Source organism: Citrobacter sp. Cf125 (genome assembly GCF_030333935.1).
Classification (GTDB): domain Bacteria; phylum Pseudomonadota; class Gammaproteobacteria; order Enterobacterales; family Enterobacteriaceae; genus Citrobacter; species Citrobacter freundii.
Genome location: NZ_JAOWEY010000025.1, coordinates 625,955 through 649,988 on the forward strand (window position 1 = coordinate 625,955; position 24,034 = coordinate 649,988).

At 53.3% G+C, this 24,034-nt stretch carries 20 protein-coding genes; 11 read left to right on the top strand and 9 right to left on the bottom strand.

Annotated features, from left to right (window positions below):
* Positions 1-90: 90 nt before the first annotated feature.
* Positions 91-1,686, top strand: coding sequence for an ABC-F family ATPase (locus OGV89_RS19655; protein ID WP_003035269.1), 1,596 nt, complete (start codon positions 91-93; stop codon positions 1,684-1,686).
* Positions 1,687-1,829: 143 nt separating this feature from the next.
* Here the strand turns inward: OGV89_RS19655 and OGV89_RS19660 are convergent, their stop codons facing one another.
* The 4 genes from OGV89_RS19660 to OGV89_RS19675 all read right to left on the bottom strand — a co-directional run bounded on the left by OGV89_RS19660 (position 1,830) and on the right by OGV89_RS19675 (position 7,565).
* Positions 1,830-3,092 carry a DUF1479 domain-containing protein gene (locus OGV89_RS19660; protein WP_003035273.1) on the bottom strand — a complete coding sequence of 421 codons (1,263 nt, stop codon included), beginning with the start codon at positions 3,090-3,092 and terminating at the stop codon, positions 1,830-1,832.
* A gap of 153 nt (positions 3,093-3,245) precedes the next feature.
* On the bottom strand, positions 3,246-4,061 hold the full coding sequence (locus OGV89_RS19665; protein WP_060855615.1) for a Cof-type HAD-IIB family hydrolase: 816 nt from the start codon (positions 4,059-4,061) through the stop codon (positions 3,246-3,248).
* 166 nt (positions 4,062-4,227) lie between these two features.
* Positions 4,228-6,660 carry a glycyl radical protein gene (locus OGV89_RS19670; protein ID WP_286559177.1) on the bottom strand — a complete coding sequence of 811 codons (2,433 nt, stop codon included), beginning with the start codon at positions 6,658-6,660 and terminating at the stop codon, positions 4,228-4,230.
* A 5-nt stretch (positions 6,661-6,665) separates the two neighbouring features.
* Positions 6,666-7,565: a glycyl-radical enzyme activating protein gene (locus OGV89_RS19675; protein WP_048233316.1), complete on the bottom strand. Its 900-nt coding sequence runs from the start codon at positions 7,563-7,565 to the stop codon at positions 6,666-6,668.
* A gap of 132 nt (positions 7,566-7,697) precedes the next feature.
* Here OGV89_RS19675 and fsa point away from each other — a divergent pair, with 132 nt between their 5' ends.
* Complete coding sequence (gene fsa, locus OGV89_RS19680) at positions 7,698-8,360, top strand: fructose-6-phosphate aldolase (RefSeq protein WP_003836983.1); 663 nt, start codon at positions 7,698-7,700, stop codon at positions 8,358-8,360.
* Between the two features lie 86 nt (positions 8,361-8,446).
* Here the strand turns inward: fsa and moeB are convergent, their stop codons facing one another.
* Positions 8,447-9,196 (bottom strand): molybdopterin-synthase adenylyltransferase MoeB, encoded by a 750-nt coding sequence (gene moeB / locus OGV89_RS19685; RefSeq protein WP_016149838.1) that lies wholly within the window; start codon positions 9,194-9,196, stop codon positions 8,447-8,449.
* Entirely contained in the window at positions 9,196-10,431 is a 1,236-nt protein-coding gene (moeA, locus tag OGV89_RS19690) for a molybdopterin molybdotransferase MoeA (RefSeq protein ID WP_044701113.1), read from the bottom strand. The genes moeB and moeA overlap by 1 nt, the downstream gene beginning before the upstream one ends.
* A gap of 175 nt (positions 10,432-10,606) precedes the next feature.
* On the opposite strand from moeA, the gene OGV89_RS19695 reads away from it, so the two are divergent.
* The 6 genes from OGV89_RS19695 (at position 10,607) to gsiD (ending at position 17,858) form a co-directional block, all read left to right on the top strand.
* Complete coding sequence (locus tag OGV89_RS19695; RefSeq protein WP_049003173.1) at positions 10,607-11,395, top strand: aminoglycoside adenylyltransferase family protein; 789 nt, start codon at positions 10,607-10,609, stop codon at positions 11,393-11,395.
* Between the two features lie 191 nt (positions 11,396-11,586).
* Entirely contained in the window at positions 11,587-12,552 is a 966-nt protein-coding gene (gene iaaA, locus OGV89_RS19700; RefSeq protein WP_286559179.1) for a beta-aspartyl-peptidase, read from the top strand.
* On the top strand, positions 12,539-14,410 hold the full coding sequence (gsiA, locus tag OGV89_RS19705) for a glutathione ABC transporter ATP-binding protein GsiA (RefSeq protein ID WP_003836972.1): 1,872 nt from the start codon (positions 12,539-12,541) through the stop codon (positions 14,408-14,410). The genes iaaA and gsiA overlap by 14 nt, the downstream gene beginning before the upstream one ends.
* Positions 14,411-14,438: 28 nt before the next feature.
* A complete protein-coding gene (gene gsiB / locus OGV89_RS19710; protein ID WP_149911552.1) occupies positions 14,439-15,977 on the top strand; it encodes a glutathione ABC transporter substrate-binding protein GsiB in 1,539 nt (512 codons plus the stop codon).
* 46 nt (positions 15,978-16,023) lie between these two features.
* On the top strand, positions 16,024-16,944 hold the full coding sequence (gene gsiC / locus OGV89_RS19715; protein WP_286559181.1) for a glutathione ABC transporter permease GsiC: 921 nt from the start codon (positions 16,024-16,026) through the stop codon (positions 16,942-16,944).
* Positions 16,945-16,946: 2 nt separating this feature from the next.
* Complete coding sequence (gsiD, locus tag OGV89_RS19720) at positions 16,947-17,858, top strand: glutathione ABC transporter permease GsiD (RefSeq protein WP_003035302.1); 912 nt, start codon at positions 16,947-16,949, stop codon at positions 17,856-17,858.
* Positions 17,859-17,913: 55 nt separating this feature from the next.
* Here the strand turns inward: gsiD and rimO are convergent, their stop codons facing one another.
* The gene (gene rimO, locus OGV89_RS19725) at positions 17,914-19,239 is read right to left on the bottom strand and encodes a 30S ribosomal protein S12 methylthiotransferase RimO (protein WP_003035305.1); all 1,326 of its coding nucleotides are present in this window, start codon (positions 19,237-19,239) and stop codon (positions 17,914-17,916) included.
* A gap of 229 nt (positions 19,240-19,468) precedes the next feature.
* Here rimO and bssR point away from each other — a divergent pair, with 229 nt between their 5' ends.
* Together bssR and OGV89_RS19735 are read left to right on the top strand one after the other, a co-directional pair.
* Entirely contained in the window at positions 19,469-19,852 is a 384-nt protein-coding gene (bssR, locus tag OGV89_RS19730) for a biofilm formation regulator BssR (RefSeq protein ID WP_003845496.1), read from the top strand.
* A gap of 102 nt (positions 19,853-19,954) precedes the next feature.
* Positions 19,955-21,052 carry a PQQ-dependent sugar dehydrogenase gene (locus tag OGV89_RS19735; RefSeq protein ID WP_200010760.1) on the top strand — a complete coding sequence of 366 codons (1,098 nt, stop codon included), beginning with the start codon at positions 19,955-19,957 and terminating at the stop codon, positions 21,050-21,052.
* 5 nt (positions 21,053-21,057) lie between these two features.
* Here the strand turns inward: OGV89_RS19735 and OGV89_RS19740 are convergent, their stop codons facing one another.
* Complete coding sequence (locus OGV89_RS19740; RefSeq protein ID WP_286559184.1) at positions 21,058-21,684, bottom strand: glutathione S-transferase family protein; 627 nt, start codon at positions 21,682-21,684, stop codon at positions 21,058-21,060.
* A gap of 328 nt (positions 21,685-22,012) precedes the next feature.
* Here OGV89_RS19740 and dacC point away from each other — a divergent pair, with 328 nt between their 5' ends.
* Positions 22,013-23,215 carry a serine-type D-Ala-D-Ala carboxypeptidase gene (gene dacC / locus OGV89_RS19745; RefSeq protein WP_003035316.1) on the top strand — a complete coding sequence of 401 codons (1,203 nt, stop codon included), beginning with the start codon at positions 22,013-22,015 and terminating at the stop codon, positions 23,213-23,215.
* A 45-nt stretch (positions 23,216-23,260) separates the two neighbouring features.
* Here the strand turns inward: dacC and deoR are convergent, their stop codons facing one another.
* Positions 23,261-24,019: a DNA-binding transcriptional repressor DeoR gene (gene deoR / locus OGV89_RS19750; protein ID WP_057102159.1), complete on the bottom strand. Its 759-nt coding sequence runs from the start codon at positions 24,017-24,019 to the stop codon at positions 23,261-23,263.
* Positions 24,020-24,034 lie beyond the last annotated feature (15 nt).

The following is a 24,034-nucleotide window of genomic DNA, read 5'->3' on the forward strand; positions in this document are numbered from 1 at the left end:
ATCCCTTCCGCATGAAGACGCGATCTTCTTGCAGACTTATGGCATAATAAGCGGTTTGTCACATATTTCTTTCTCTTTCAGGATACGCCAGTGTTAGTTTCCAGCAACGTCACCATGCAGTTCGGCAGTAAGCCGCTGTTTGAAAATATTTCCGTCAAATTCGGCGGCGGCAACCGTTACGGCCTGATTGGCGCGAACGGTAGCGGTAAATCCACTTTTATGAAAATTCTCGGCGGCGACCTCGAACCGACGCTGGGTAACGTTTCCCTCGATCCTAACGAGCGTATCGGTAAGCTGCGCCAGGATCAATTCGCCTTTGAAGAATTCACCGTGCTTGACACCGTGATCATGGGTCACGCTGAACTGTGGGAAGTGAAGCAGGAGCGCGATCGCATTTACGCCCTGGCTGAGATGAGCGAAGAAGACGGCTATAAAGTTGCTGATCTCGAAGTTCAGTATGGCGAAATGGACGGCTACTCTGCGGAAGCGCGTGCGGGTGAACTGCTGCTGGGCGTAGGCATTCCGGTAGAACAGCATTACGGCCCGATGAGCGAAGTCGCGCCCGGCTGGAAGCTGCGTGTGCTTCTGGCGCAGGCGCTGTTCTCTAACCCGGACATTCTGCTGCTCGACGAACCAACGAACAACCTGGATATCGACACCATTCGCTGGCTGGAGCAGACGCTGAACGAGCGTGACAGCACCATGATCATCATTTCGCACGACCGTCACTTCCTGAACATGGTCTGTACACACATGGCGGATCTGGACTATGGCGAACTGCGTGTTTATCCGGGTAACTACGACGAATACATGACGGCGGCAACCCAGGCGCGTGAACGTCTGCTGGCCGATAACGCCAAGAAGAAAGCACAGATTGCCGATCTGCAATCCTTCGTCAGCCGCTTTAGCGCCAACGCGTCTAAATCTCGACAGGCGACCTCTCGTGCGCGTCAGATTGATAAGATCAAGCTCGACGAAGTGAAAGCGTCCAGCCGTCAGAACCCGTTCATCCGCTTCGAACAGGATAAGAAACTGTTCCGTAACGCGCTGGAAGTGGAAGCGCTGGCGAAAGGTTTTGATGAAGGTCCGCTGTTTAAAAACTTCAACCTGCTGCTGGAAGTAGGGGAGAAGGTTGCCATCATTGGTGCCAACGGCGTGGGTAAATCCACCATGCTGAAAACGTTGGTTGGCGATTTGCAGCCGGACAACGGTACCGTTAAGTGGTCTGAAAACGCCCAGGTGGGTTACTACGCGCAGGATCATGAATACGAGTTTGAAAACGATCTGACCGTCTTCGAATGGATGAGCCAGTGGAAACAAGAAGGCGATGATGAGCAGGTTGTGCGCAGCTTCCTTGGCCGTCTGCTGTTCAGCCAGGACGATATCAAGAAACCTGCCAAAGTGCTCTCCGGTGGTGAAAAAGGACGCATGCTGTTCGGTAAGCTGATGATGCAGAAACCGAATATCCTGGTCATGGATGAACCGACCAACCACCTGGATATGGAATCTATCGAGTCGCTGAACATGGCGCTGGAAATGTATCAGGGCACGTTGATCTTTGTTTCTCACGACCGTGAGTTCGTCAGTTCCCTGGCGACCCGCGTGATTGAGATTACGCCGGAACGCGTGATCGACTTCACCGGCAACTACGAAGATTACCTGCGTAGTAAAGGTATTGACGGTTAATTCACCCGTCGTCTTTCGTGTTACAGGTGTGTTGGCTGCACCTGTTCACCCCGGTCACTTACTTATGTAAGCTCCCGGGGATTTACAGGCTGGTCGCCTTCCTGTAACGCGAAATACCTAGGGAAAATTGTGTAAGCTACATATTAAATAATCCCCAGCGCGCGTTTACCGTGGATATTCAAATCCTCCAGCGTGAAGCGTCCTTCCCAGTTAGTTTCATAATCCTCTCGCGGGAAATCACCCGGCGATGCGCCTTTTTCCAGCGCAGCTTTCACTTTGTGGGCGTAGGCCAGATTTTTTTCGCACATCGGGGCGGCAGGGATATACATTACGTTACCCCAGCCCTGCTGATTTTCGACAGGCGCGACGGAGTGAATCACATCGCAATGCCACCACACGGAGTCTCCGGCGTCCAGTTGTGGAATGCTGGTTAACGCTTCAATCAGCAACGGATGCCATTGCGCAGAAATCGGCAGGACTCTGCCGGGCGCTACGCCGCAAAGCTCATCTTCCGGCACATCGTCAAGCAATGGGCGTAACAGCACATACGCCATCGCTTCAGGAATCGGAACCACGTGCAACAATCCCTGACCTGGCAGCATATCGGACAACGCAGTCCAGCCCTGGAAGGTACGGAACACTGAACATTTGGTGGTGTTATCCACCGTGTATTCTTCTACTTCGGTGCGATGCGCAGCCTGCCACGGATCGTAATCTGCCAGCTTGCCATTGAAAACATGAGCAAATACCTGCTGATACGCAGGCAGCAGCCAGCGTTCCAGCGCGCCGGAATCCGTATGCGCGCCCAGCCCTTTGGAGGTGGTTCCCGGCGGACGGCGGCGTATACGGTCAGGGTAGATAACGCTGACATCCGGGTTAAACCATTGTTTACCTTCGCTTGAAAATGTCCAAAGACGATTGAGGAACGACTGCGCATTGGCCATTTCTTCACTTTGGCGGGCCTGCATCTGCGCCTGGGACCAGTAAATGGGGTAGATTTCAGGTCGCGATGCGCTCAGGGTGCCGAAGAAGTTATCGCCTGGCCCTTTGTAGACGTCATCAAAATGGTTGCGATCCAGGTAATCAAGCATCGACTGATCCCATGCCAGCGCCTGTTCGCGGGGGAAATGCCCTTTAATGACTGCGCATCCGCGACGCTTAATTTCTTCACGCTGCTCTGCACTCACGCGACCCGCTTTGATATCCGCATAGGACAACACAGGCCATACCGGGGAACCTTGCGCTTTGAGAGCGTTGATTTCCGCCACGCGGGTGGCAATGGCATCGCTCAGCTGATTGAAGATCAACTGAACATCCCCAAGCTGTGCCCGCAGTTGCTGTTTCATCTGACGGATTGCCGCTTTGTGATCGGCGGGCAACGTGTCGCTGGTAAAAGTAAAAGCCATAACCACCTCGCATTAACTTTCATTCGAAACTAAATTTGATTGCAAGTGACAATATAAGTTAAAAATTGGTTAATGCAAGTTTAAAAACCTGCTGGTGTGAGCAAAATAGAAAAAGAGTGAAAACCGGGATGAGGGATACCCCGGTTGGCAGGATCAGACGTTAAAAGGTGAAGTGTTATCCAGCACTGCCTGAATTACGTTCAGCGCGCCTTGATGGTTATTGTCATCGGTCTGATAGCGGGCAATCGCTTTGATGCTCTCTGCCGCATTGGCCATGGCGAAAGAGTAGTGCGCCATCTTCAGCATTTCCGCGTCATTGCCACTGTCGCCAATGGCGACCACGTTTTGCGGTGACAGGTTCCAGCGTTTTAGCAGACGGCTGATTCCGTTGGCTTTATGTAAGCCCGGAATGATCAGGTCGATAAACCCAAAGCCGCTGGTGACGGGCTTCATAATGCCGTCTAGAGCAGAATGAAGGTGATCGATAACCAGCGGGATCTGTTGGTCAGGTAAATTCAGCGAGAACTTGAACAGCACATCGTCGATATCCTGATAATCCTTTACGGGTTTCAGGCGGTGGTAGTGTTTTGACATCAAACCGACAAAGGACTCTGGGGCATTTTCGCTCACGTAGGCGCTTTGCAGTCCACAGGCCACAAAGTTGAGCTGCTTATCTTTGAGCAGTTCGCCAATGACAATGCGTGATTCGTGGCGCGTAAGTTCGCCGTGAAACAGCTGTTTGCCATGTTCAAACACCAGCGCCCCGTTCTCGGCGACAAAAGAGATCTCATCTTTGAGCTGCGGGAAAAAGGAGATCAACTGGTAATACTGGTTGCCGCTTGCCACGACAAATTCAATATCTCGTTTCTTCAGTTCCTGATACTGCGCCAAAAAGCGTGCACGATCGTATTGCTTGGCGTCGTCGAGAAAAGTTCCGTCCATATCGGTGACGATAACTTTGATGGTCATATATGCTCCTGGCTCATAACTGCGACCAGAAACATTTTAATAACAATGTGAGCTAAAGCACAAATTTAATTTCGAATGAAAGTAAAACGCCAGGTGGCAACTTCGCCTTACCTGGCTAAAGGGGAGTATGTAAGCCCGGTAAGCGTAGCGCCACCGGGCGGGAGGGTTACAGCATATGTTCAGTGCGCGCGATGATATCGTCCTGTGCATCCGGAGACAGCGCGGTGAAGAAGGCGGAATAACCCGCTACACGCACCACCAGATCACGGTACTGATCCGGGTGTTTTTTGGCTTCCAGCAGCGTTTCACGAGAAACGATGTTGTACTGAATATGCCAACCTTTGTGCTCTTCAAAGAAGGTACGCAGCAGAATCATCAGCTTTTGTTTGTCAGACTCATTTTCCAGCGTGGCCGGGTTCAGCTTCTGATTTAACAGCACGCCACCGAGAATCGAACTGGTCGGCAGTTTACCCACCGAGCCAATTACCGCAGTTGGGCCGAGATGGTCCGTACCGGAAGCCGGGCTTGCGCCTTCTGCCAGTGGAGTGTGTGCTTTACGGCCATCCGGCGTTGCCATTGTTGCTGCGCCAAACGGCACGTTTGCAGAAATAGACGAGGTCCCGGCGTAGTAATTGCCGCCAACCGGACCACGCCCGTAACGCGGATTATGATACTGTTTCAGTTCATCGATATAAGTCTGATAAGCGCGGGCCAGCAGCGTATCAACGCTATCGTCATCGTTGCCATATTTCGGTGCGCCGTTGATTAGTCGTTGGCGTAACTGCTCATGGGTCAGACCGTCAAAATCATCGGCCAGCGCGGCGGCCAGTTGTTGTTGACCGATAGCGCCCTGTTCAAAGACCAGTTTCTTCACTGCTGCCAGGCTGTTGCCGAGGTTGGCGATACCCACCTGCAAACCTGATACCCAGTCATACTTCGCGCCGCCTTGCTTAATGCTCTTCGCACGTTCAATACAGTCATCTACCAGCGCGGAGCACAGAATATCGTGTACGTTTTCTTCCAGCATGGTGTCGACGACGTACTCTATTTCGATGGATTTGCGCGTGTAGTAGCGGATCTGCGTATCCCAGGCATCCATCACTTCATCGAAATTGTTGAAGTTGCCAGCTGAGAGCGCTTTTTCCTGCGGCAGGAAGACTTTGCCGCTGGTGGCATCGCGTCCGCCTTCCAGCGCCGCCAGCATCACGCGGGCAAAGTTAATAAAGCTCATGCCGGTGCAGCGGTAGCCCCATTTGCCGCCAACGGCGGTTTCGATGCAACCAATCGCTGCATAGTCATAGGCGTCTTGCGGTTCAATGCCCAGCTTAATGAATTCCGGAATGACGATTTCATCGTTGTTAAAGGCTGGCATCCCGAAGCCGCAGCGGATCACCTGCACGCAGGCATCAAGGAAGTCATTACTCATCCCCGCGTGATAACGCACGCTCAGGTTCGGCTGAGTAGAACGCAGGCGGCCACAGGACTCCAGAATGGCGTAGGAGAGCGGGTTGACGGCATCCATCGCCTGACCGCTGACCAGGTTCTGGCCACCTATGGTTACGTTCTGATAGAGCGGGCTGCCCGCTGAGGCTTTCGAATGGGAGCCGGAACGGATTTTGTTCACTTCCAGCAGTTTCAGCCAGCAGCTGTGCAACAGCTCAATGGCGTGCTCACGATCGAGGCTCTGATTCAGTTCTACGTCGCGACGGTAGAACGGGTAGAGGTACTGATCCATACGGCCAAACGACACTGAGTGACCGTTAGATTCAATTTGCAGAATCAACTGGATGAAATAGCACAACTGCAACGCCTGCCAGAATGTTTTTGGTGGCTCATGGGCAATCACATCACAGTTTTCCGCCATGGTCAGCAGTTCATCGCGACGGCTGGTGCGCGTTTCTGTGGACGCCATTTTACGCGCCAGCGCGGCAAAGCGCTCAATGTGCAGGCTGACGGCCTCCAGCACGATATCAATCGCTTTCAGGAACTGATCGCCGTGGAGATCGTTCAGACACGTCAGATTGATGCGGGAGCGACGTTCATCGACCTTGTGGCGCAGGCCGTCGAGACCTTTTTCCAGTAGTAGCGGGAAGTTCACCGCCAGGTGTGCGTCGCCGGAGGTCATATTACCTTCGGCTTTGATAATGCCGGTTTCCAGCAGCCCTTTCTGCTCGTCAGTGAACATCCCGTAGCAGCGATCCTGCACGGTCTGACCACGCCACCACGGACACACCTCATGTAATACGCGTTTATTCTCTTCGCTTACCGCAAAGCCGGCACCCGGTCTGTCGGCGAGGTCGTCGATCTCTTTTTCAATCCAGGAGACGGTGTATTCCGGGAAGATCGGCGCGGCGCGCACTTCGCTTGCCTGGTTACCGATAATCAGTTCGTCATGCTTGATCCAGATGGTGCGTTCCGCCAGATGATGGGCCAGCGCCAGCGCACGGCGTACCGGGATCGGCTTATCCAGGTGTTGCTGATACATCTCGGTATAGTGCTGGGCGCGCTCGGTACAAACCGGCGGTTTCACGATGTGGATCAGGGCTGTTTTATGCGCTTTGATACGATCGCTGAGTGTGTCCAGTTTCAGAGTGGTCATGGCGATTATCCTCGTAGGGTCGCGGTTAAACCTTTAAGGCTGGCATACTGCTGGGCAAATTCGAGCAGTGCAGGCGCATCAAGCGGTTTATCCGGTGCGTTGTAGGGTTGACTGAGTAAGTGGTATTTGTTGATACCAAGGGTGTGGTAGGGCAAAAAATGAATCTCCCCGACGTGAAGCTCGTCGGCAGCAAAATCGGTAATAGCCTGGATGGCGGCTTCGTCAGCGTTGAATCCCTGAATCAGCGGTACGCGGATAATCATTTTTTTACCAGCTGCGGCCAGTTTTTTTAGATTTTCCAGCACACGAGAGGCGCTGCCATCGGTCCACTGTTTAAACGGCGCATCCGCCACGTGTTTTAGATCGGCCAGAAACAGATCGACGTCAGATAATGATGGTTCAATATACTTCCACGGGACATGCAGGCAGGTTTCCACTGCGGTATGAATGCCGGCGTCGTGGCTGGCTTTGAGCAAAGAAGCCGCCAGCTCTGGCTGCATAAACGGTTCACCACCGGACAGGGTGAGGCCCCCTCCGCTGCGATCGTAAAACGGTTTATCACGCAATACGGTCGCCATGATTTCGTCCACGCTTTTTATCTCTCCACAGACGGTTAGCGCCTGCGTTGGACAGCAGTGGGTCAGCGCCGTCAGATCGTCATCGGTCAGTTTTTCGCGATGAATCAGCAACCCGCTTAGTGCCCGCTCAATTACTGCGGGTGCTGCCTGAGCACAAAGATCGCAACCATCAAGGCACAGGCGTGCGTCATAGAGCAGATCCTGCGTACGGGCGCGACTTTCCGGATTCTGGCACCACCGACAGCCCAGGGAGCATCCCTTAAGGAACACCACAGTACGGATCCCGGGACCATCATGCGTGGAATAGCGCTGGATATTGAAAATCATAAGCGACCTCTTTTCTTTCATATAAAGATTAAATTACTTTCGAATGAAAGTTATATTGACGTGCGTCAACTAACCGTGAGGTTTCGCCGTGCTACCTTTTATTCATGCCAATAATTCGTTTGAGGAAAGGTTATGGAACTCTATTTAGATACGTCTGATGTTGATGCGGTAAAAGCTCTGGCGCGCATTTTCCCGCTGGCAGGGGTGACCACTAACCCGAGCATTGTGGCGGCGGGGAACCAGACGCTGGAAGTACTACTGCCGCAACTGCAGGAAGCGATGGGAGGACAAGGCCGTCTGTTTGCTCAGGTGATGGCGACCACCGCCGAAGGGATGGTTAGCGATGCGCGTAAGCTGCGGGCAATCATTGCTGATATCGTGGTCAAAGTGCCGGTAACAGCAGAAGGTCTGGCGGCTATAAAATTGCTGAAAGAAGAAGGGATCCCGACGTTGGGTACTGCGGTATACGGTGCAGCTCAAGGGTTATTGGCTGCACTGGCAGGTGCGGAATATGTTGCGCCATACGTTAACCGCGTGGATGCGCAAGGAGGGGATGGCATTCAGACGGTGACCGACCTGCAGACGTTACTGAAAATGCATGCCCCGCACGCCAAAGTACTGGCAGCCAGTTTTAAAACGCCGCGTCAGGCGCTGGATTGCCTGCTGGCAGGCTGCGAGTCCATCACGCTACCGCTGGACGTTGCTCAGCAGATGATTAGCTCTCCGGCAGTTGATGCTGCCGTCGCGAAGTTTGAGCACGACTGGCAGAGCGCATTCGGTCGCACGTCGATCTGATGCTGTTGCCGGGTGGCGCTAACGCTTGCCCGGCCTACGTTCGAGCCGTTGTAGGTCGGGTAAGGCGAAGCCGCCACCCGACTTTTTTACCGACTACAAACCTCGCACCCCGGATTACGCATCAGCTTCATTTCGCGAAACTGGCAGGTCATGGCATCGTACATGACGATTTTTCCGGATGCCGGTTTACCGTAGTTTGCCAGCAGCTTAATGGCTTCCATCGCCTGTAACGAGCCGATCACGCCGATCAGCGGGGCCATCACTCCGGCTTCTACGCAGGTCAGGGCGTTTTCACCGAACAAACGGCTCAGGCAACGGTAGCAGGGCTCGCCTTCCTGATACGTAAAGACGGTAATTTGCCCTTCCATGCGAATTGCTGCACCGGAAACCAGCGGAACTCTGGCGGCAAAGCATCCGGCATTCAGCTGATTGCGGATGCTGACGTTATCCGTACAGTCCAGCACCAAATCGTGTTCGGCAATAAGCGCGTGAATCTCGCTATCGTCCAGCAGCGCATTCACCGGCGTAATGGCGATATAAGGGTTAATCCGCGTTAGCGCGTCACGAGCGGATATCACTTTTGGTTGCCCTACGGTTGCATCGCTGTGCAGCGTCTGGCGTTGGAGGTTCGACACGGAGACCGTGTCAAAGTCGAGCAGGGTTAAATGCCCGACGCCAGCACCAGCAAGGTACTGGGTTGCAGCACATCCCAGTCCCCCCAGACCAACGACCAGTACCCGCGCATCTTTGAGCGCTTCCTGACCTTCGAAATCGAAGCCGCGCAGAATGATTTGCCGGTTATAGCGCATCATCTCCTGGTCGCTGAGTTCTGCCATTACAGACCTCCAAACAGTGCGTTAAATGGCTCAACTTCAACCCATTCTCCGACCTCAACGTTACCGCGATCGCGCTCCAGCACAATAAAGCAATTGCCCTGGCTAAAGGAGCTAAAAATATGCGAGCCCTGGTGCCCGGTGGTAGTGACTTCCAGTTCGCCTTCCGCGGTACGCTGCAATACACCACGCTGAAAATCCAGACGCCCTGGCGTTTTCTTCAGGCGTGAAGCGGTGCGCACGCGCTGGCGCGGAGGCAACCCACAGGCGGTGTTGCCGCTGAGTTTCGCCAGCAGCGGTTGTACCAGTTGATAAAAGGTGAGGGCAGCAGACACCGGGTTACCCGGCAGGCCGCAAAACCAGCTGTTGCTCAGTTTGCCAAAGGCGAACGGTTTACCGGGTTTGATAGCCAGCTTCCAGAAGGCAATTTCTCCCAGCTCTTCCAGAATGGTTTTGGTGTAATCCGCTTCGCCTACCGAAACGCCACCAGAGCTGATGACGACGTCGGCCTGGCTGTCGGCTTCGATAAATGCGGCCCGCAGCGCGTTGGGATTGTCGCGAATAATCCCTAAGTTGATCACCTCGCAGCCCAACTGCTGCAGCATCAGGTGAACGGTCAGACGGTTTGTGTCATAAATCTGCCCGTCGCCCAGCGGCTGACCCGGCAATTGCAGCTCATCACCGGTGGAGAACAATGCCACGCGGACTTTACGCACAACGGGGACCTCGGCAATACCGAGCGAAGCCAGCACGGGAAGCTCGGCGGTTGTCAGACGAGTTCCTGTGGGGAATACCACCGCGCCGTTTGCAATATCTTCACCGCGCAGACGAATATTTTGTCCGCTGCGGACGTCGGCGGTAAAACGCACACCGTCGTCAGTTTGTTCCGTTTGCTCCTGCATTACCACGGCTTCACAACCGGCAGGCACCGGGGCTCCGGTCATAATACGGATGCAGGTTCCCGCAGGCCACTCGCCGTGAAATGGCTGTCCAGCAAAGGCTTTGCCAGCCACCGCAAGAGGCTGGTCTGATTGTAAATCGGCTAATCGCACCGCATAGCCATCCATTGCCGAGTTATCGAATCCCGGCACATCAATCGGGGAGACGACGTCGGTGGCCAGAATGCGGCCAAAGCATTGAACCAGCGGCAGCGTTTCGACGGCGGTGAGTGGGGTAATACGCGAAAGCATCTGAGAAAGAGCCGTTTCAAGCGGCATCAGTCCGGCGGTAAATTCCATGAGAAGACTCCTGCGGGGCAAAATCGAATCCGCTCATTATGTCAGAAAATGGACGCGGACAGTATGCTACCTCAGGCTTAGGATCAGATCTGATACAGGTTTTCTGCCAGAGATTAGCGCTACAGGAAAAATGCAGTATAGACTCATGATTTCTGCTTTTTCTCCAGGAGGCTAAATGTCTGCGACTATCCCGGATTCAATTCGACGGCAGGTGAATGCCGCCAGTGCACTGATTGCGCGGATTATCGAGGGCGACCTGGTTGCTGTTCATTTGTATGGCTCTGCTGTTGAAGGTGGCTTAAAGCCCCAAAGCGATATCGATTTACTGGTTACCATTAGGCAGCCACTTAATACCCGGCAAAGAAAAGATCTGATGCAGGGTTTTCTGGAAATATCAGCCCCGCCTGGTAGCGTTGATAGATATCGGGCGCTGGAAGTGACCATCGTGATCTATTCACAACTTGTACCCTGGCAATTCCCACCGTCAAGAGAAATGCAATTTGGCGAATGGTTGCGTGACGATATTCGCGCGGGAATTGTTGAACCGACACAGGTGGATCCTGATCTTTCCATCCTGCTGACCCAGGCCAGGCGCGCCAGCGTAGCGTTGTTCGGTGAAGCCGCTGAGACGTTATTCAACGTCATTCCTTTTAGCGATGTTGTGCAAACATTTCGGCATATTCTTGATATGTGGCAGAAAACGGGCGATTTAGAGGGTGACGAGCGAAATATCATCCTTACTCTGGCGCGTATTTGGTACAGCGTGGTTACGGGCAATATTGTCGCTAAAGATGAAGCCGCCTCCTGGCTTATACCGCAATTACCCGTTGAGTATGCTGACACGCTGCAAGCCGCGCGTGCGGAATACCTGGGGTTAACCAAAAAGAACTGGGCTGCGTCTATGCCGTCTGTTGAACGCTTTGTGTTTTATGCAAAAAAACAGATTGCCGATCGGCTTGAATAATATATTCAACGATGTTGGAAGATCCCCTTTCTGATTAACTCATCTAAATAACCTGATGGGATGGGGGGTGAGGTACGGGCCTTAACCTTTACATGACGTCTGCATCTTTCTATATTCAAAAATCGAATCAATAAGTCACAGAAATTCTGATATTTATAACCCCGGTACCTGCCACCTAATGGACGAAAAAAATGGGTAAAGCAGTCATTGCAATTCACGGCGGCGCAGGGGCTATTACCCGTTCGCAGCTGAGCCAGGAGCAAGAGTTGCGTTATATACAGGCGCTGTCGGATATCGTTGAAACCGGCCAGCGGATGCTTGAAGACGGTCGTAGCGCACTGGATGTCGTTACCGAGGCCGTGCGCCTGCTGGAAGAGTGTCCATTGTTTAATGCCGGAATTGGCGCGGTGTATACCCGTGATGAAACCCATGAGCTGGACGCCTGTGTGATGGACGGTAATACGCTGAACGCAGGCGCCGTCGCCGGGGTAAGCCATCTGCGAAACCCGATTCTCGCGGCACGCCTGGTAATGGAACACAGCCCACACGTCATGATGATAGGTGAAGGGGCTGAAAACTTTGCCATTGCGCAGGGTATGGAGCGCGTATCAGCGGATATTTTCTCGACGCCAGAACGCTACGCTCAACTTCTGGCGGCGCGAACAGCGGGTGAAACGGTGCTGGACCATAGCGCGAGCCCGCTGGATGAAAACAACAAAATGGGTACCGTGGGTGCGGTCGCGTTAGATATGTTTGGCAATCTGGCGGCAGCAACATCGACCGGCGGGATGACCAATAAATTACCGGGGCGGGTGGGTGACAGTCCGTTGGTTGGCGCAGGCTGTTATGCCAATAATGCAAGTGTGGCAGTCTCCTGCACCGGAACCGGAGAAGTCTTTATTCGTGCTTTGGCGGCCTATGACATTGCGGCGTTGATGGACTACGGCGGTCTGAGTTTATCCGAAGCGTGTGAACGCGTAGTGATGGAAAAATTACCGGCGCTTGGCGGCAGCGGCGGTTTAATTGCTATCGATCATGAGGGCAATGTCGCTTTGCCGTTTAACAGCGAAGGCATGTACCGCGCCTGGGGATGTGCAGGTGATACGCCAACCACCGGTATTTATCGGGAAAAAGGAGATAGCGTTGCCACACAGTGATGAGCTTGATGCCAGCGATGTGCTGGCAGTCAGCAATCTGAATATTGCCTTTGAACAGGAGCAGCAGCGTGTCAGCGCAGTGCGCAATCTGTCATTTCGCCTGAAGCGTGGCGAAACGCTGGCGATAGTCGGCGAGTCTGGTTCTGGTAAGTCGGTGACCGCCTTGTCGCTGATGCGTCTGATTGAACAGTCCGGCGGCGAGGTGAGCTGCGATGAAATGCTCCTCCGACGCCGTAATCGACAGGTTATTGAGCTGGGTGAACAGAGCGCATCACAAATGCGTCACGTGCGCGGTGCGGATATCGCGATGATCTTCCAGGAGCCTATGACATCGCTTAATCCGGTGTTTACCGTGGGCGAGCAAATTGCCGAGTCTATCCGCTTGCACCAGGGTGCCAGTCACGAAGAGGCGATGGTAGAAGCGAAGCGAATGCTCGATCAGGTGCGTATCCCCGAGGCGAAGGCGATTTTATCGCGTTATCCACACCAGCTTTCCGGCGGTATGCGCCAGCGGGTGATGATCGCCATGGCACTGTCGTGTCGCCCTGCGGTTTTAATTGCTGATGAGCCGACAACCGCGCTGGATGTCACCATTCAGGCGCAGATCCTGCAACTGATAAAAGTGTTGCAGCAGGATATGTCGATGGGAGTGATCTTTATTACCCACGATATGGGCGTTGTGGCGGATATTGCCGACCGCGTGCTGGTGATGTATCAGGGCGAGGCGGTAGAAACCGGCAGCGTTGAGCAGATTTTTCACGCTCCCCAGCATCCTTATACCAAAGCGCTGCTGGCAGCCGTGCCGCAGCTTGGGGCAATGAACGGGCATGAACTTCCGCGCCGTTTCCCGCTTATTTCATTACACGATCCCAGCCATGTAGAGCCACAGACCGAACAGGATACCGTGGTTGAAGGCGAGCCAATTTTGCAGGTACGTAACCTGGTGACGCGTTTTCCTCTGCGTAGCGGCATTCTAAATCGCGTAACTCGCGAGGTGCATGCAGTGGAAAACGTCAGCTTTGACCTGTGGCCGGGAGAAACGCTCTCGCTGGTGGGTGAGTCGGGCTGTGGGAAATCCACCACCGGGCGGGCGCTGTTGCGCTTGGTTGAGTCTCAGCGTGGGGAAATCATTTTCAACGGACAGCGTATTGATACCCTTGCTGCCAGCAAGTTGCAGCCGCTGCGTCGGGATATTCAGTTTATCTTCCAGGATCCGTATGCCTCGCTCGATCCACGTCAGACGGTGGGATATTCCATTCTGGAGCCGCTACGGGTGCATGGGTTATTGCAGGGGGATGCGGGGTCAAAACGAGTTGCATGGCTGCTGGAACGCGTAGGATTGCTGCCTGAGCATGCCTGGCGCTATCCGCACGAGTTTTCCGGCGGTCAGCGTCAGCGTATCTGTATTGCACGGGCATTGGCACTCAATCCCAAAGTGATTATTGCCGATGAATCTGTCTCGGCGCTGGATGTTTCAATTCGTGGGCAAATTATCAACCTGTTGCTCGACCTGCAGCGGGAAATGGGAATTGCATACCTGTTTATTTCCCACGATATGGCGGTGGTGGAACGGATCAGTCACCGTGTGGCGGTGATGTATCTCGGGCAAATCGTTGAGATTGGCCCCCGACGCGCGGTGTTTGAAAATCCGCAACATCCGTATACGCGCAAACTGATGGCGGCAGTACCAGTTGCCGATCCATCGCATCACCGACCACAGCGTGTGCTGTTGTCGGATGATATCCCCAGCAATATCCGCAAGCGCGGCGAAGAGATTTCCCCCGTGTCGTTACAGTTAGTTGGCCCGGGGCATTATGTTGCGCGTGGGCAACCAGAAAATGCGCTTTCGCGTTTATAACAGGCAGGCAGGGTTTAAGGAGAATAACATGACAAAAATTGTTGCTCGGAAATGGCTGGTTGCTGTGGGAGTGGCCTCTGCGCTGGCCGCATCGCCTGGCTGGGCCGCCAAAGACGTGGTGGTGGCGGTAGGATCCAATTTCACCACACTTGACCCCTATGACGCGAATGACACGTTGTCGCAGGCGGTAGCGAAGTCGTTTTATCAGGGACTGTTTGGCCTTGATAAAGAGATGAAGCTGAAAAATGTGCTGGCAGAGAGCTATACGGTTTCTGATGACGGCCTGACTTACACTCTTAAGCTGCGTCAGGGCGTGAAATTTCAGGATGGCACCGACTTCAACGCCGATGCGGTTAAAGCCAACCTCGACCGCGCCAGCAATCCGGAAAACCGTCTGAAACGCTACAACCTGTATAAGAATATCGATAAAACCGAAGTCGTCGATCCGTCGACGGTGAAGATTACGCTGAAACAGCCGTTCTCTGCCTTTATCAATATTCTGGCGCATCCCGCAACGGCAATGATTTCTCCCGCCGCGCTGGAGAAATACGGTAAGGAGATCGGTTTCCACCCTGTGGGGACCGGGCCGTACCAGCTTGATACCTGGAATCAGACAGATTTTGTGAAGGTTAAGAAGTTCGCGGGTTACTGGCAGCAAGGGCTGCCAAAGCTGGATACGATTACCTGGCGTCCGGTGACCGACAACAACACGCGTGCGGCCATGCTGCAGACCGGGGAAGCGCAGTTTGCCTTCCCGATCCCTTACGAGCAGGCGGCGTTACTGGCGAAGAACAAAAACCTGGAACTGGTGGCCAGTCCGTCTATTATGCAACGTTATATCAGCATGAACGTCACGCAAAAACCATTCGACAACCCGAAGGTGCGTGAAGCGCTGAATTATGCCATCAACCGCCAGGCGCTGGTGAAAGTGGCGTTTGCGGGTTATGCCACGCCAGCAACGGGCGTTCTTCCTCCGTCGATAGCCTATGCGCAAAACTATACGCCATGGCCATACGACCCGGCGAAAGCGCGCGAACTGCTGAAAGAAGCAGGTTATCCGAACGGTTTTACCACCACGCTATGGTCTTCGCATAATCACAGTACCGCGCAGAAAGTGCTGCAATTTACCCAGCAGCAGCTGGCGCAGGTGGGAGTTAAGGCTCAGGTAACAGCGATGGATGCCGGCCAGCGCGCGGCGGAAGTCGAGGGTAAAGCGCAGAAAGAGAGCGGGGTGCGGATGTTCTACACCGGCTGGTCTGCCTCTACGGGGGAAGCTGACTGGGCGCTGTCACCGCTGTTTGCATCACAAAACTGGCCGCCAACACTGTTTAATACGGCGTTCTATAGCAATAAGCAGGTGGACAGTGATTTAGCGGCAGCGTTGCAAACCAACGATCCGGCGCAGAAAGCGAAGCTGTACAAGGATGCGCAGGATATTATCTGGAAAGAGTCGCCGTGGATCCCACTGGTAGTGGAAAAACTGATTTCGGCGCACAGCACCAGATTGACCGGGTTCTGGATTATGCCGGATACCGGATTTAGCTTTGATGATGCGGATTTAAAATAAGCTATTCATTCGGCCCCGCTAACCAGGGGCCGGCGAAGGGAGCGTGATGCTTAACTATGTTTTCAAGCGCCTGCTGGGGTTGATCCCAACGCTATTGATTGTTGCGGTGCTGGTGTTTTTATTTGTTCACCTGCTACCCGGCGATCCGGCCCGGCTGATTGCCGGACCGGAAGCTGACGCCGAGGTGATTGAACTGGTACGCAAGCAGCTGGGTCTGGACCAACCGCTGCATATTCAGTTCTGGCATTACATGACCAACGTGTTGCAAGGCGATTTTGGCACGTCGATGGTTTCTCGTCGCCCGGTTTCCGAAGAGATAGCCAGCCGTTTTATGCCGTCGTTATGGCTGACAATTGCGAGTATGGCATGGGCTGTGTTATTTGGTATGACGGCGGGGATCATTGCAGCCGTATGGCGCAATCGCTGGCCGGACAGGTTGAGTATGACGCTGGCGGTCACCGGGATCTCGTTCCCGGCGTTTGCGCTTGGCATGCTGCTCATGCAGATATTCTCCGTTGAGCTCGGTTGGTTACCCACCGTTGGCGCTGACACCTGGCTGCACTATATCCTCCCGTCTATTACGCTGGGCGCGGCGGTGGCTGCGGTGCTGGCCCGGTTTACCCGCGCCTCGTTCGTCGATGTGCTCAGCGAATACTATATGCGCACCGCGCGGGCTAAAGGGGTGAGTGAGACCTGGGTGGTGTTAAAACATGGTCTGCGTAACGCGATGATCCCGGTGGTCACCATGATGGGACTACAGTTTGGCTTTTTGCTTGGTGGATCAATCGTGGTTGAGAAGGTGTTCAACTGGCCTGGGCTTGGGCGACTGCTGGTGGACTCCGTCGAAATGCGCGACTACCCGGTGATTCAGGCCGAGGTGCTGTTGTTTTCTCTGGAGTTTATTCTTATCAACTTAGTGGTGGATGTGCTTTACGCCGCCATTAATCCGGCTATCAGGTACAAGTAAGGATGCGATTTTTTAACTGGCGCCGACAGGCGATTTTGAATGCAATGCCCCTTGTTAAGCCAGAGCAGATACGCACACCGTGGCATGAGTTCTGGCGTCGTTTTCGTCGACAGCACATGGCGATGTTCGCTGGGCTGTTTGTATTGCTCCTGATCATGGTGGCGATTTTTGCTCGCTGGTTGACGCCATTTGATGCCGAAAATTACTTCGATTATGACCGTTTGAATGATGGGCCGTCGATGCTGCACTGGTTTGGTGTCGATTCTCTGGGACGAGATATCTTTAGCCGCGTGCTGGTTGGCGCCCAAATCTCGCTGGCGGCAGGAGTCTTTGCCGTGTTTATTGGCGCGGCGATTGGCACAGTGCTGGGTCTGCTGGCGGGATACTACGAAGGTTGGTGGGATCGGCTGATTATGCGTATCTGCGATGTGCTGTTCGCCTTTCCCGGCATTCTGCTGGCGATAGCCGTGGTCGCCGTGCTGGGCAGCGGCATTGCGAACGTGATTATCGCCGTGGCCATTTTCTCCATTCCTGCTTTCGCGCGCCTGGTGCGCGGAAATACACTGGTGCTGAAGCAACAGACGTTTATTGAGTCTGCGCGCAGTATTGGTGCCAGCGATACGACTATCATTTTTAACCATATCCTGCCGGGTACGGTTTCATCGATCGTGGTCTTTTTTACCATGCGAATTGGCACGTCGATCATCTCTGCCGCGAGCCTGTCATTTCTGGGATTAGGCGCACAGCCGCCGACGCCGGAGTGGGGGGCAATGCTTAATGAAGCGCGTGCTGACATGGTGATCGCGCCGCACGTGGCGATTTTCCCGGCGGTAGCGATATTCCTGACGGTGCTGGCGTTTAACTTACTGGGAGATGGTCTGCGCGACGCGCTGGACCCGAAGATAAAAGGATAAATTACAGGCCGGATAAGACGTAACGCTTATCCGGCCTACGGTTGAGTTACGCTTATTAAACGCGTGAACCCCACAGATCGTATTCATCTGCGTTTTCGACCTTCACGCGGATGATATCACCAGGTTTCACCTTGGTTTCACCATTCAGGTATACCGCGCCGTCGATTTCCGGAGCATCAGCCATGCTACGACCAATTGCGCCTTCTTCGTCAACTTCATCAACGATAACCAGAATCTCGCGGCCCACTTTCTCTTGCAAACGTTCAGCAGAGATCTGCTGTTGCAATTGCATAAAGCGGTTCCAGCGTTCTTCTTTCACCTCTTCCGGGATTTGATCCGGCAGGTCATTAGCGCCAGCGCCTTCTACAGGGCTGTATTTAAAGCAGCCCACGCGATCCAGACGAGCTTCTTTCAGGAAGTCGAGCAACATCTGGAAGTCTTCTTCCGTTTCACCCGGGAAACCAACAATAAAGGTGGAGCGCAGCGTCAGTTCAGGGCAGATTTCACGCCACTGCTTGATGCGCGCCAGTTGTCTGTCTACGGAGCCTGGGCGTTTCATCAATTTAAGAATACGCGGGCTGGCATGCTGTAACGGGATGTCCAGATACGGCAGGATTTTCCCTTCTGCCATCAGCGGGATCACGTCATCAACGTGCGGGTAAGGGTACACGTAATGCAGGCGCGTCCAGATCCCCAGTTTTGATAACTGTTCGCACAGATCAACCATGCTGGTTTTGACCGGCTCGCCGTTATGGAAACCGGTACGATGCTTCACATCCACACCGTAAGCGGAGGTATCCTGAGAGATTACCAGAATCTCTTTCACGCCCGCATCGACCAAACGCTTGGCTTCGCTGAGGACGTCGCCAATCGGACGGCTCACCAGATCGCCGCGCATGGATGGAATAATGCAGAACGTACAGCGGTGATTACAGCCTTCAGAAATCTTCAGATAGGCGTAATGGCGCGGAGTCAGCTTGACTCCCTGCTCAGGAACCAGGCTCAGGAACGGATTATGCTTTGGTTTGGGTACGTAATGGTGAACGTGCTCCAGAACCTGTTCGTAGCTATGTGGCCCGGTGATTTCCAGCACCTTCGGGTGGACTTCACGGATCTGATCGACTTTTGCGCCCAGACAACCGGTGACGATCACCTTGCCGTTTTCGTTAAGCGCTTCGCCGATTGCTTCCAGGGATTCCTGAACCGCACTGTCGATAAAGCCGCAGGTATTAACGATAACCATATCCGCGTCGTCGTAGCTTGGCACGACATCATAGCCTTCGGTACGAAGTTCGGTCAGGATGCGCTCAGAATCGACGAGGTTTTTCGGGCAGCCGAGGGAGACAAAGCCGATTTTCGGCTGGTGGGTTACATTGCTCATAGCGTAAAAAGTGTTCAGTTATTGGAATATTCAGGGCAGGGATTCTACAGAGTTCTGAACAAAAATTGTATCGCAATCTCATACCATCAGCGGCCTGCCGGGCGCCGAATTAAAGATTATTTGTAAATTATGTTAATTTTAAGTGATGGATTGATCCTGGACACGACTTTGTTCAAAAAACAACCATACTATTAAATTGCACCATAGTTGGAAAGAGGAGGAACAAAGTATGGTTGTTGACAGACTGAGAACCGATCTTCTCAACAAATTGATAAACGCCCGTATCGAACTTGCCGCTTATCTGCTGTTGAGAAAAGCGAAAGGCTACATGTCAGTCAGCGAGAGCGATCGTCTGCGTGATAATTTTTTTGCACTGAATCGCGAATTGCACGAACAATCACAGCTTCACGGTATGCATCTTGATCAGGAAGAGTGGAATGCCCTTCATCGTGCTGAAGGGGCGTTAGCCGCCGCCGCTGTTTGTCTTATGAGTGGACACCATGATTGTCCAACGTTTATCGCCGTTAACGCAGAGAAACTGGAAAACTGCCTGACAACGCTGACGCTGAGTATCCAGAGTTTGCAATCTTACCCAACGCTGGAACACGTCTGAATCAGGGGGAGGGCGCTCCCCCTTTTCGTTAAGATTATGTAAATATGACGGGGTGATTCCCCTTGCTGGCTACGCTTTATGCAGAGCCATTAAGGAGGTGTTATGCGTCGACTCTTTCTCTGTGCTATCCCACTTGCGCTATTTTCCTCTTATGCCGTCGCGGTAAAAGTGGAAGTGCTGCAAACCAAACTCGATCATCCATGGTCACTGGCTTTTTTACCCGATAACCGCGGTATGCTCATTACGCTCAAAGGTGGACAGCTTCGACTCTGGCAGCCTGATAAAGGGCTTTCCGACCCGCTGACCGGCGTACCAAAAGTCTGGGCGAATGGTCAGGGCGGATTGCTTGATGTGGTGTTAGCTCCGGACTTTGAACGATCCCGCCGGGTGTGGCTAAGCTTCGCTGAAGCCGACCGCGAAGGCAAAGCGGGCACCGCGGTAGGCTACGGGCGATTGAGTGACGATCTCAAACACCTGCAAGAATTTCAGACCGTTTTTCGCCAACAGCCAAAGCTCTCTACCGGAAACCATTTTGGTGGACGTCTGGTATTTGATGGCAACGGCTATCTGTTTATTGGCCTGGGGGAGAATAATCAACGCGCTACCGCCCAGGATCTGGATAAGCTGCAGGGCAAGGTCGTACGGCTGACCGATGAGGGCAAAATTCCACCGGATAATCCGTTTGTGAACATGGAGGGAGCGCGGGCAGAGATTTGGTCGTATGGCATCCGCAACCCGCAGGGTATGGCGATGAATCCGTGGAGTGATGTGTTGTGGCTCAATGAGCATGGCCCACGCGGAGGCGATGAAATTAATATCCCCGAGAAAGGGAAAAACTACGGTTGGCCTATCGCGACCTGGGGTGTTAACTACAGTGGTTTGAAAATTCCCGAAGCAAAAGGTCAAATTGTTGCTGGCACGGAACAACCCATCTTTTACTGGGAAAAGTCGCCAGCGGTCAGCGGAATGGCTTTTTATAATAGCGATACCTTTCCACAGTGGCGGCAGAAGTTGTTCATCGGCGCGTTGAAAGATAAAGAAGTGATCGTACTGAGCGTTAAAGGGAATACGGTCACTGAGGATGGTCGACTGTTGCAGGAAAGGGGGCAACGGATCCGTGATGTGCGCGTCGGACCAGACGGTTATATGTACGTGTTAACCGACGAGTCCGACGGGGAATTACTAAAAGTGAGTCCCTGATTTGTTTAGCTGACCGGGATCATCACGATTTTTTGAAACGCCGGGCGCTCGGTCAGTTGCTGATACCAGCGTTCCAGATGCGGGCGCGGGGTCCAGCTCAGGCCAACGTTGAACAGGTTATAGATAAACGGTGCCACAGCGATATCCGCCGTGCCAAATTCAGCCCCGGAGAACCATGACTGGTCTGCCAACGCGTTATCCAGAATGGCAAACAGGTTATCGCAAACTTGCTTACTGGCCTCAATGGCCGCTAGATCGCGCTGATCGGCAGGTGTTCTGACCAGGCCAAATAAGATAACCCGATGCGCAGGGCTTAGCGTCTGATTTGCCCAGTCCATCCATTTTTCGCCGACGGCGCGCTCGGCCGGTGCGTCAATCCACAAACGTTTTTGTCCGTACTGAGCGGCCAGATAGCGGACAATGGTATTGGATTCCCACAGAACAACGTCCGTTTCATCATCGCGTAGCAACGGGACCAGTCCGTTCGGGTTTAGTGCCAGATAGTCGGCATCGCGGTTACCGCCATGCTGTCCGCCCGCCAGAATTTGGTTATACGGCAGTTCCAGTTCCTCGAGCGTCCACAATACTTTTTTTACGTTGGTCGAGTTATTGCGACCCCACAGTGTAATCATAGTAACCCCGCAAATTAATTGAGCAGCTTTATGGCTGCAGATGCCATCTGACTAGCTCACATGGTGGGGTAAACCTAATATTTACGCAACAAAGTCTAAAAAAATCGTGCCAGGAGCAGCGCAGCGCGGCGTTATTGCATAAACTTTAAAAACTTTACCAACTTACGGTTTCTTTAAGCTCGTTAGTGCGTTATTACTCACCGCACTTATTTTACACGTCATCCATCAGACTTTTTCTGCATGGGTTGGTCGAGGTCGCTTGGCCGGTTTTGTGTAAACACGGTGTGGTATGACGTGGTTTTTTGGAATGGATACTCGGGTGGCATTTATGACGCAATACTTCTCTTCACTTCGCAGCTTTGCTGCAGGTTCTGCACTCTTAATCCTTTTGGCGCCGACCGTACAGGCGGCGGAGCAACCGACGGCCCCGCCGAGCGTGGACGCGCGCGCGTGGATTCTGATGGATTACGCCAGTGGCAAGGTGCTGGCGGAAGGTAATGCTGATGAGAAACTGGATCCTGCCAGTCTGACCAAAATCATGACCAGCTATGTGGTTGGGCAGGCGCTGAAGGCCGGAAAAATTAACCTCAACGACATGGTCACCGTGGGCAAAGACGCCTGGGCGACCGGTAATCCAGCCCTGCGCGGTTCGTCGGTCATGTTCCTCAAGCCCGGCGATCAGGTTGCGGTGTCAGATCTGAATAAAGGCGTTATCATTCAGTCAGGTAACGATGCCTGTATTGCACTCGCTGATTACGTTGCCGGCAGCCAGGAATCCTTTATTGGTCTGATGAACGGCTATGCGAAAAAACTGGGGCTGACCAACACTACTTTCCAGACGGTGCACGGCCTGGATGCGGCAGGACAGTTCAGTACCGCACGTGATATGGCGCTGCTCGGGAAGGCGTTAATTCACGATGTGCCAGAAGAGTATGCTATTCACAAAGAGAAAGAATTTACCTTCAATAAAATTCGTCAACCGAACCGCAACCGTCTTTTGTGGAGCACCAACCTGAACGTGGACGGTATGAAAACCGGGACCACTGCCGGGGCGGGATACAACCTGGTGGCTTCCGCAACCCAGGGCGATATGCGCCTGATCTCCGTGGTGCTGGGGGCGAAAACCGATCGCATTCGTTTTAATGAGTCAGAAAAGCTGCTGACCTGGGGCTTCCGCTTCTTTGAAACTGTTACGCCGATCAAGCCGGATGCGACTTTCGTTACTCAGCGCGTATGGTTTGGCGATAAGAGTGAAGTGAATTTGGGGGCCGGAGAAGGCGGTTCTGTGACCATCCCGCGTGGCCAGCTCAAAAACCTGAAGGCCAGCTTTACCCTGACTGAACCACAGCTAACTGCACCGCTGAAGAAAGGTCAGGTTGTGGGCACTATCGACTTTCAGTTGAACGGAAAATCTATTGAGCAACGTCCGTTGATGGTGATGGAGGATGTGCAAGAGGGTGGTTTCTTTAGCCGCATGTGGGACTTTGTGATGATGAAATTCCACCAGTGGTTTGGTGGTTGGTTCTCTTAACCTTACTTATTGCCGGATGGCGCAATCGCCGTCCGGCAGTATCTCTTAATACTTCAGCGAGATACGTTGCGCTTTAGCGTACTCAACAAACTCATCGTCAGGGCGGTTATCACTGATGATGGTATCAAAGCGTTTTAATTCCCCCATCCTCGCAGGCCGCACCTTGCCAAACTTGCTGTGATCGACCACCAAAACGTGATGCTGCGCCATCGACATTGCCCAGTGCTTCACCGGCAGTTCTTCCAGATTAAAACAGGTCGCGCCTTTCTCGATATGAACGCCTGCCGCAGAATAAAAGGCGATATCCGGACACAGATTGTTCAGCGTTTCCTGGAAGTCGAGCGGTTTAAAAATCGCGTTACTGGCATGGAATTCGCCACCACACAGAATGACGCGGCACTGCGGTTTTTCCTGCAGCACCAGAAACGTATTCAACGAGTAGCAGATTGCGGTGAAGGGCAGTTCATTGTCGATCGCTTCAATGATCCACGGCGTGGTAGTACCGCAATCGAAAAAGATGGTCTGATGCGCCTGCACGAGACTCGCCGCCAGCTGGGCGGCGCGACGTTTTTCATCAACCAGACGGGATTTTTGATCGCTGATTAAATAATGGTTAGCGCTGCGGGGTTCCAGAACAATATAGCCCCCGAGCAGCACGACGGGAGCATCATGATTATTCAGGTCGCGACGAATGGTCATCTCAGACACGCCCAGCAACGTTGCGGCTTCTTTGAGGTGTAATTTATCGCTGCGTTTCAGCGCCTGCAGTAATTGACCAATACGCTCGTCGCGTCGAGTTTCCATAGTTCCCCTGGAGAA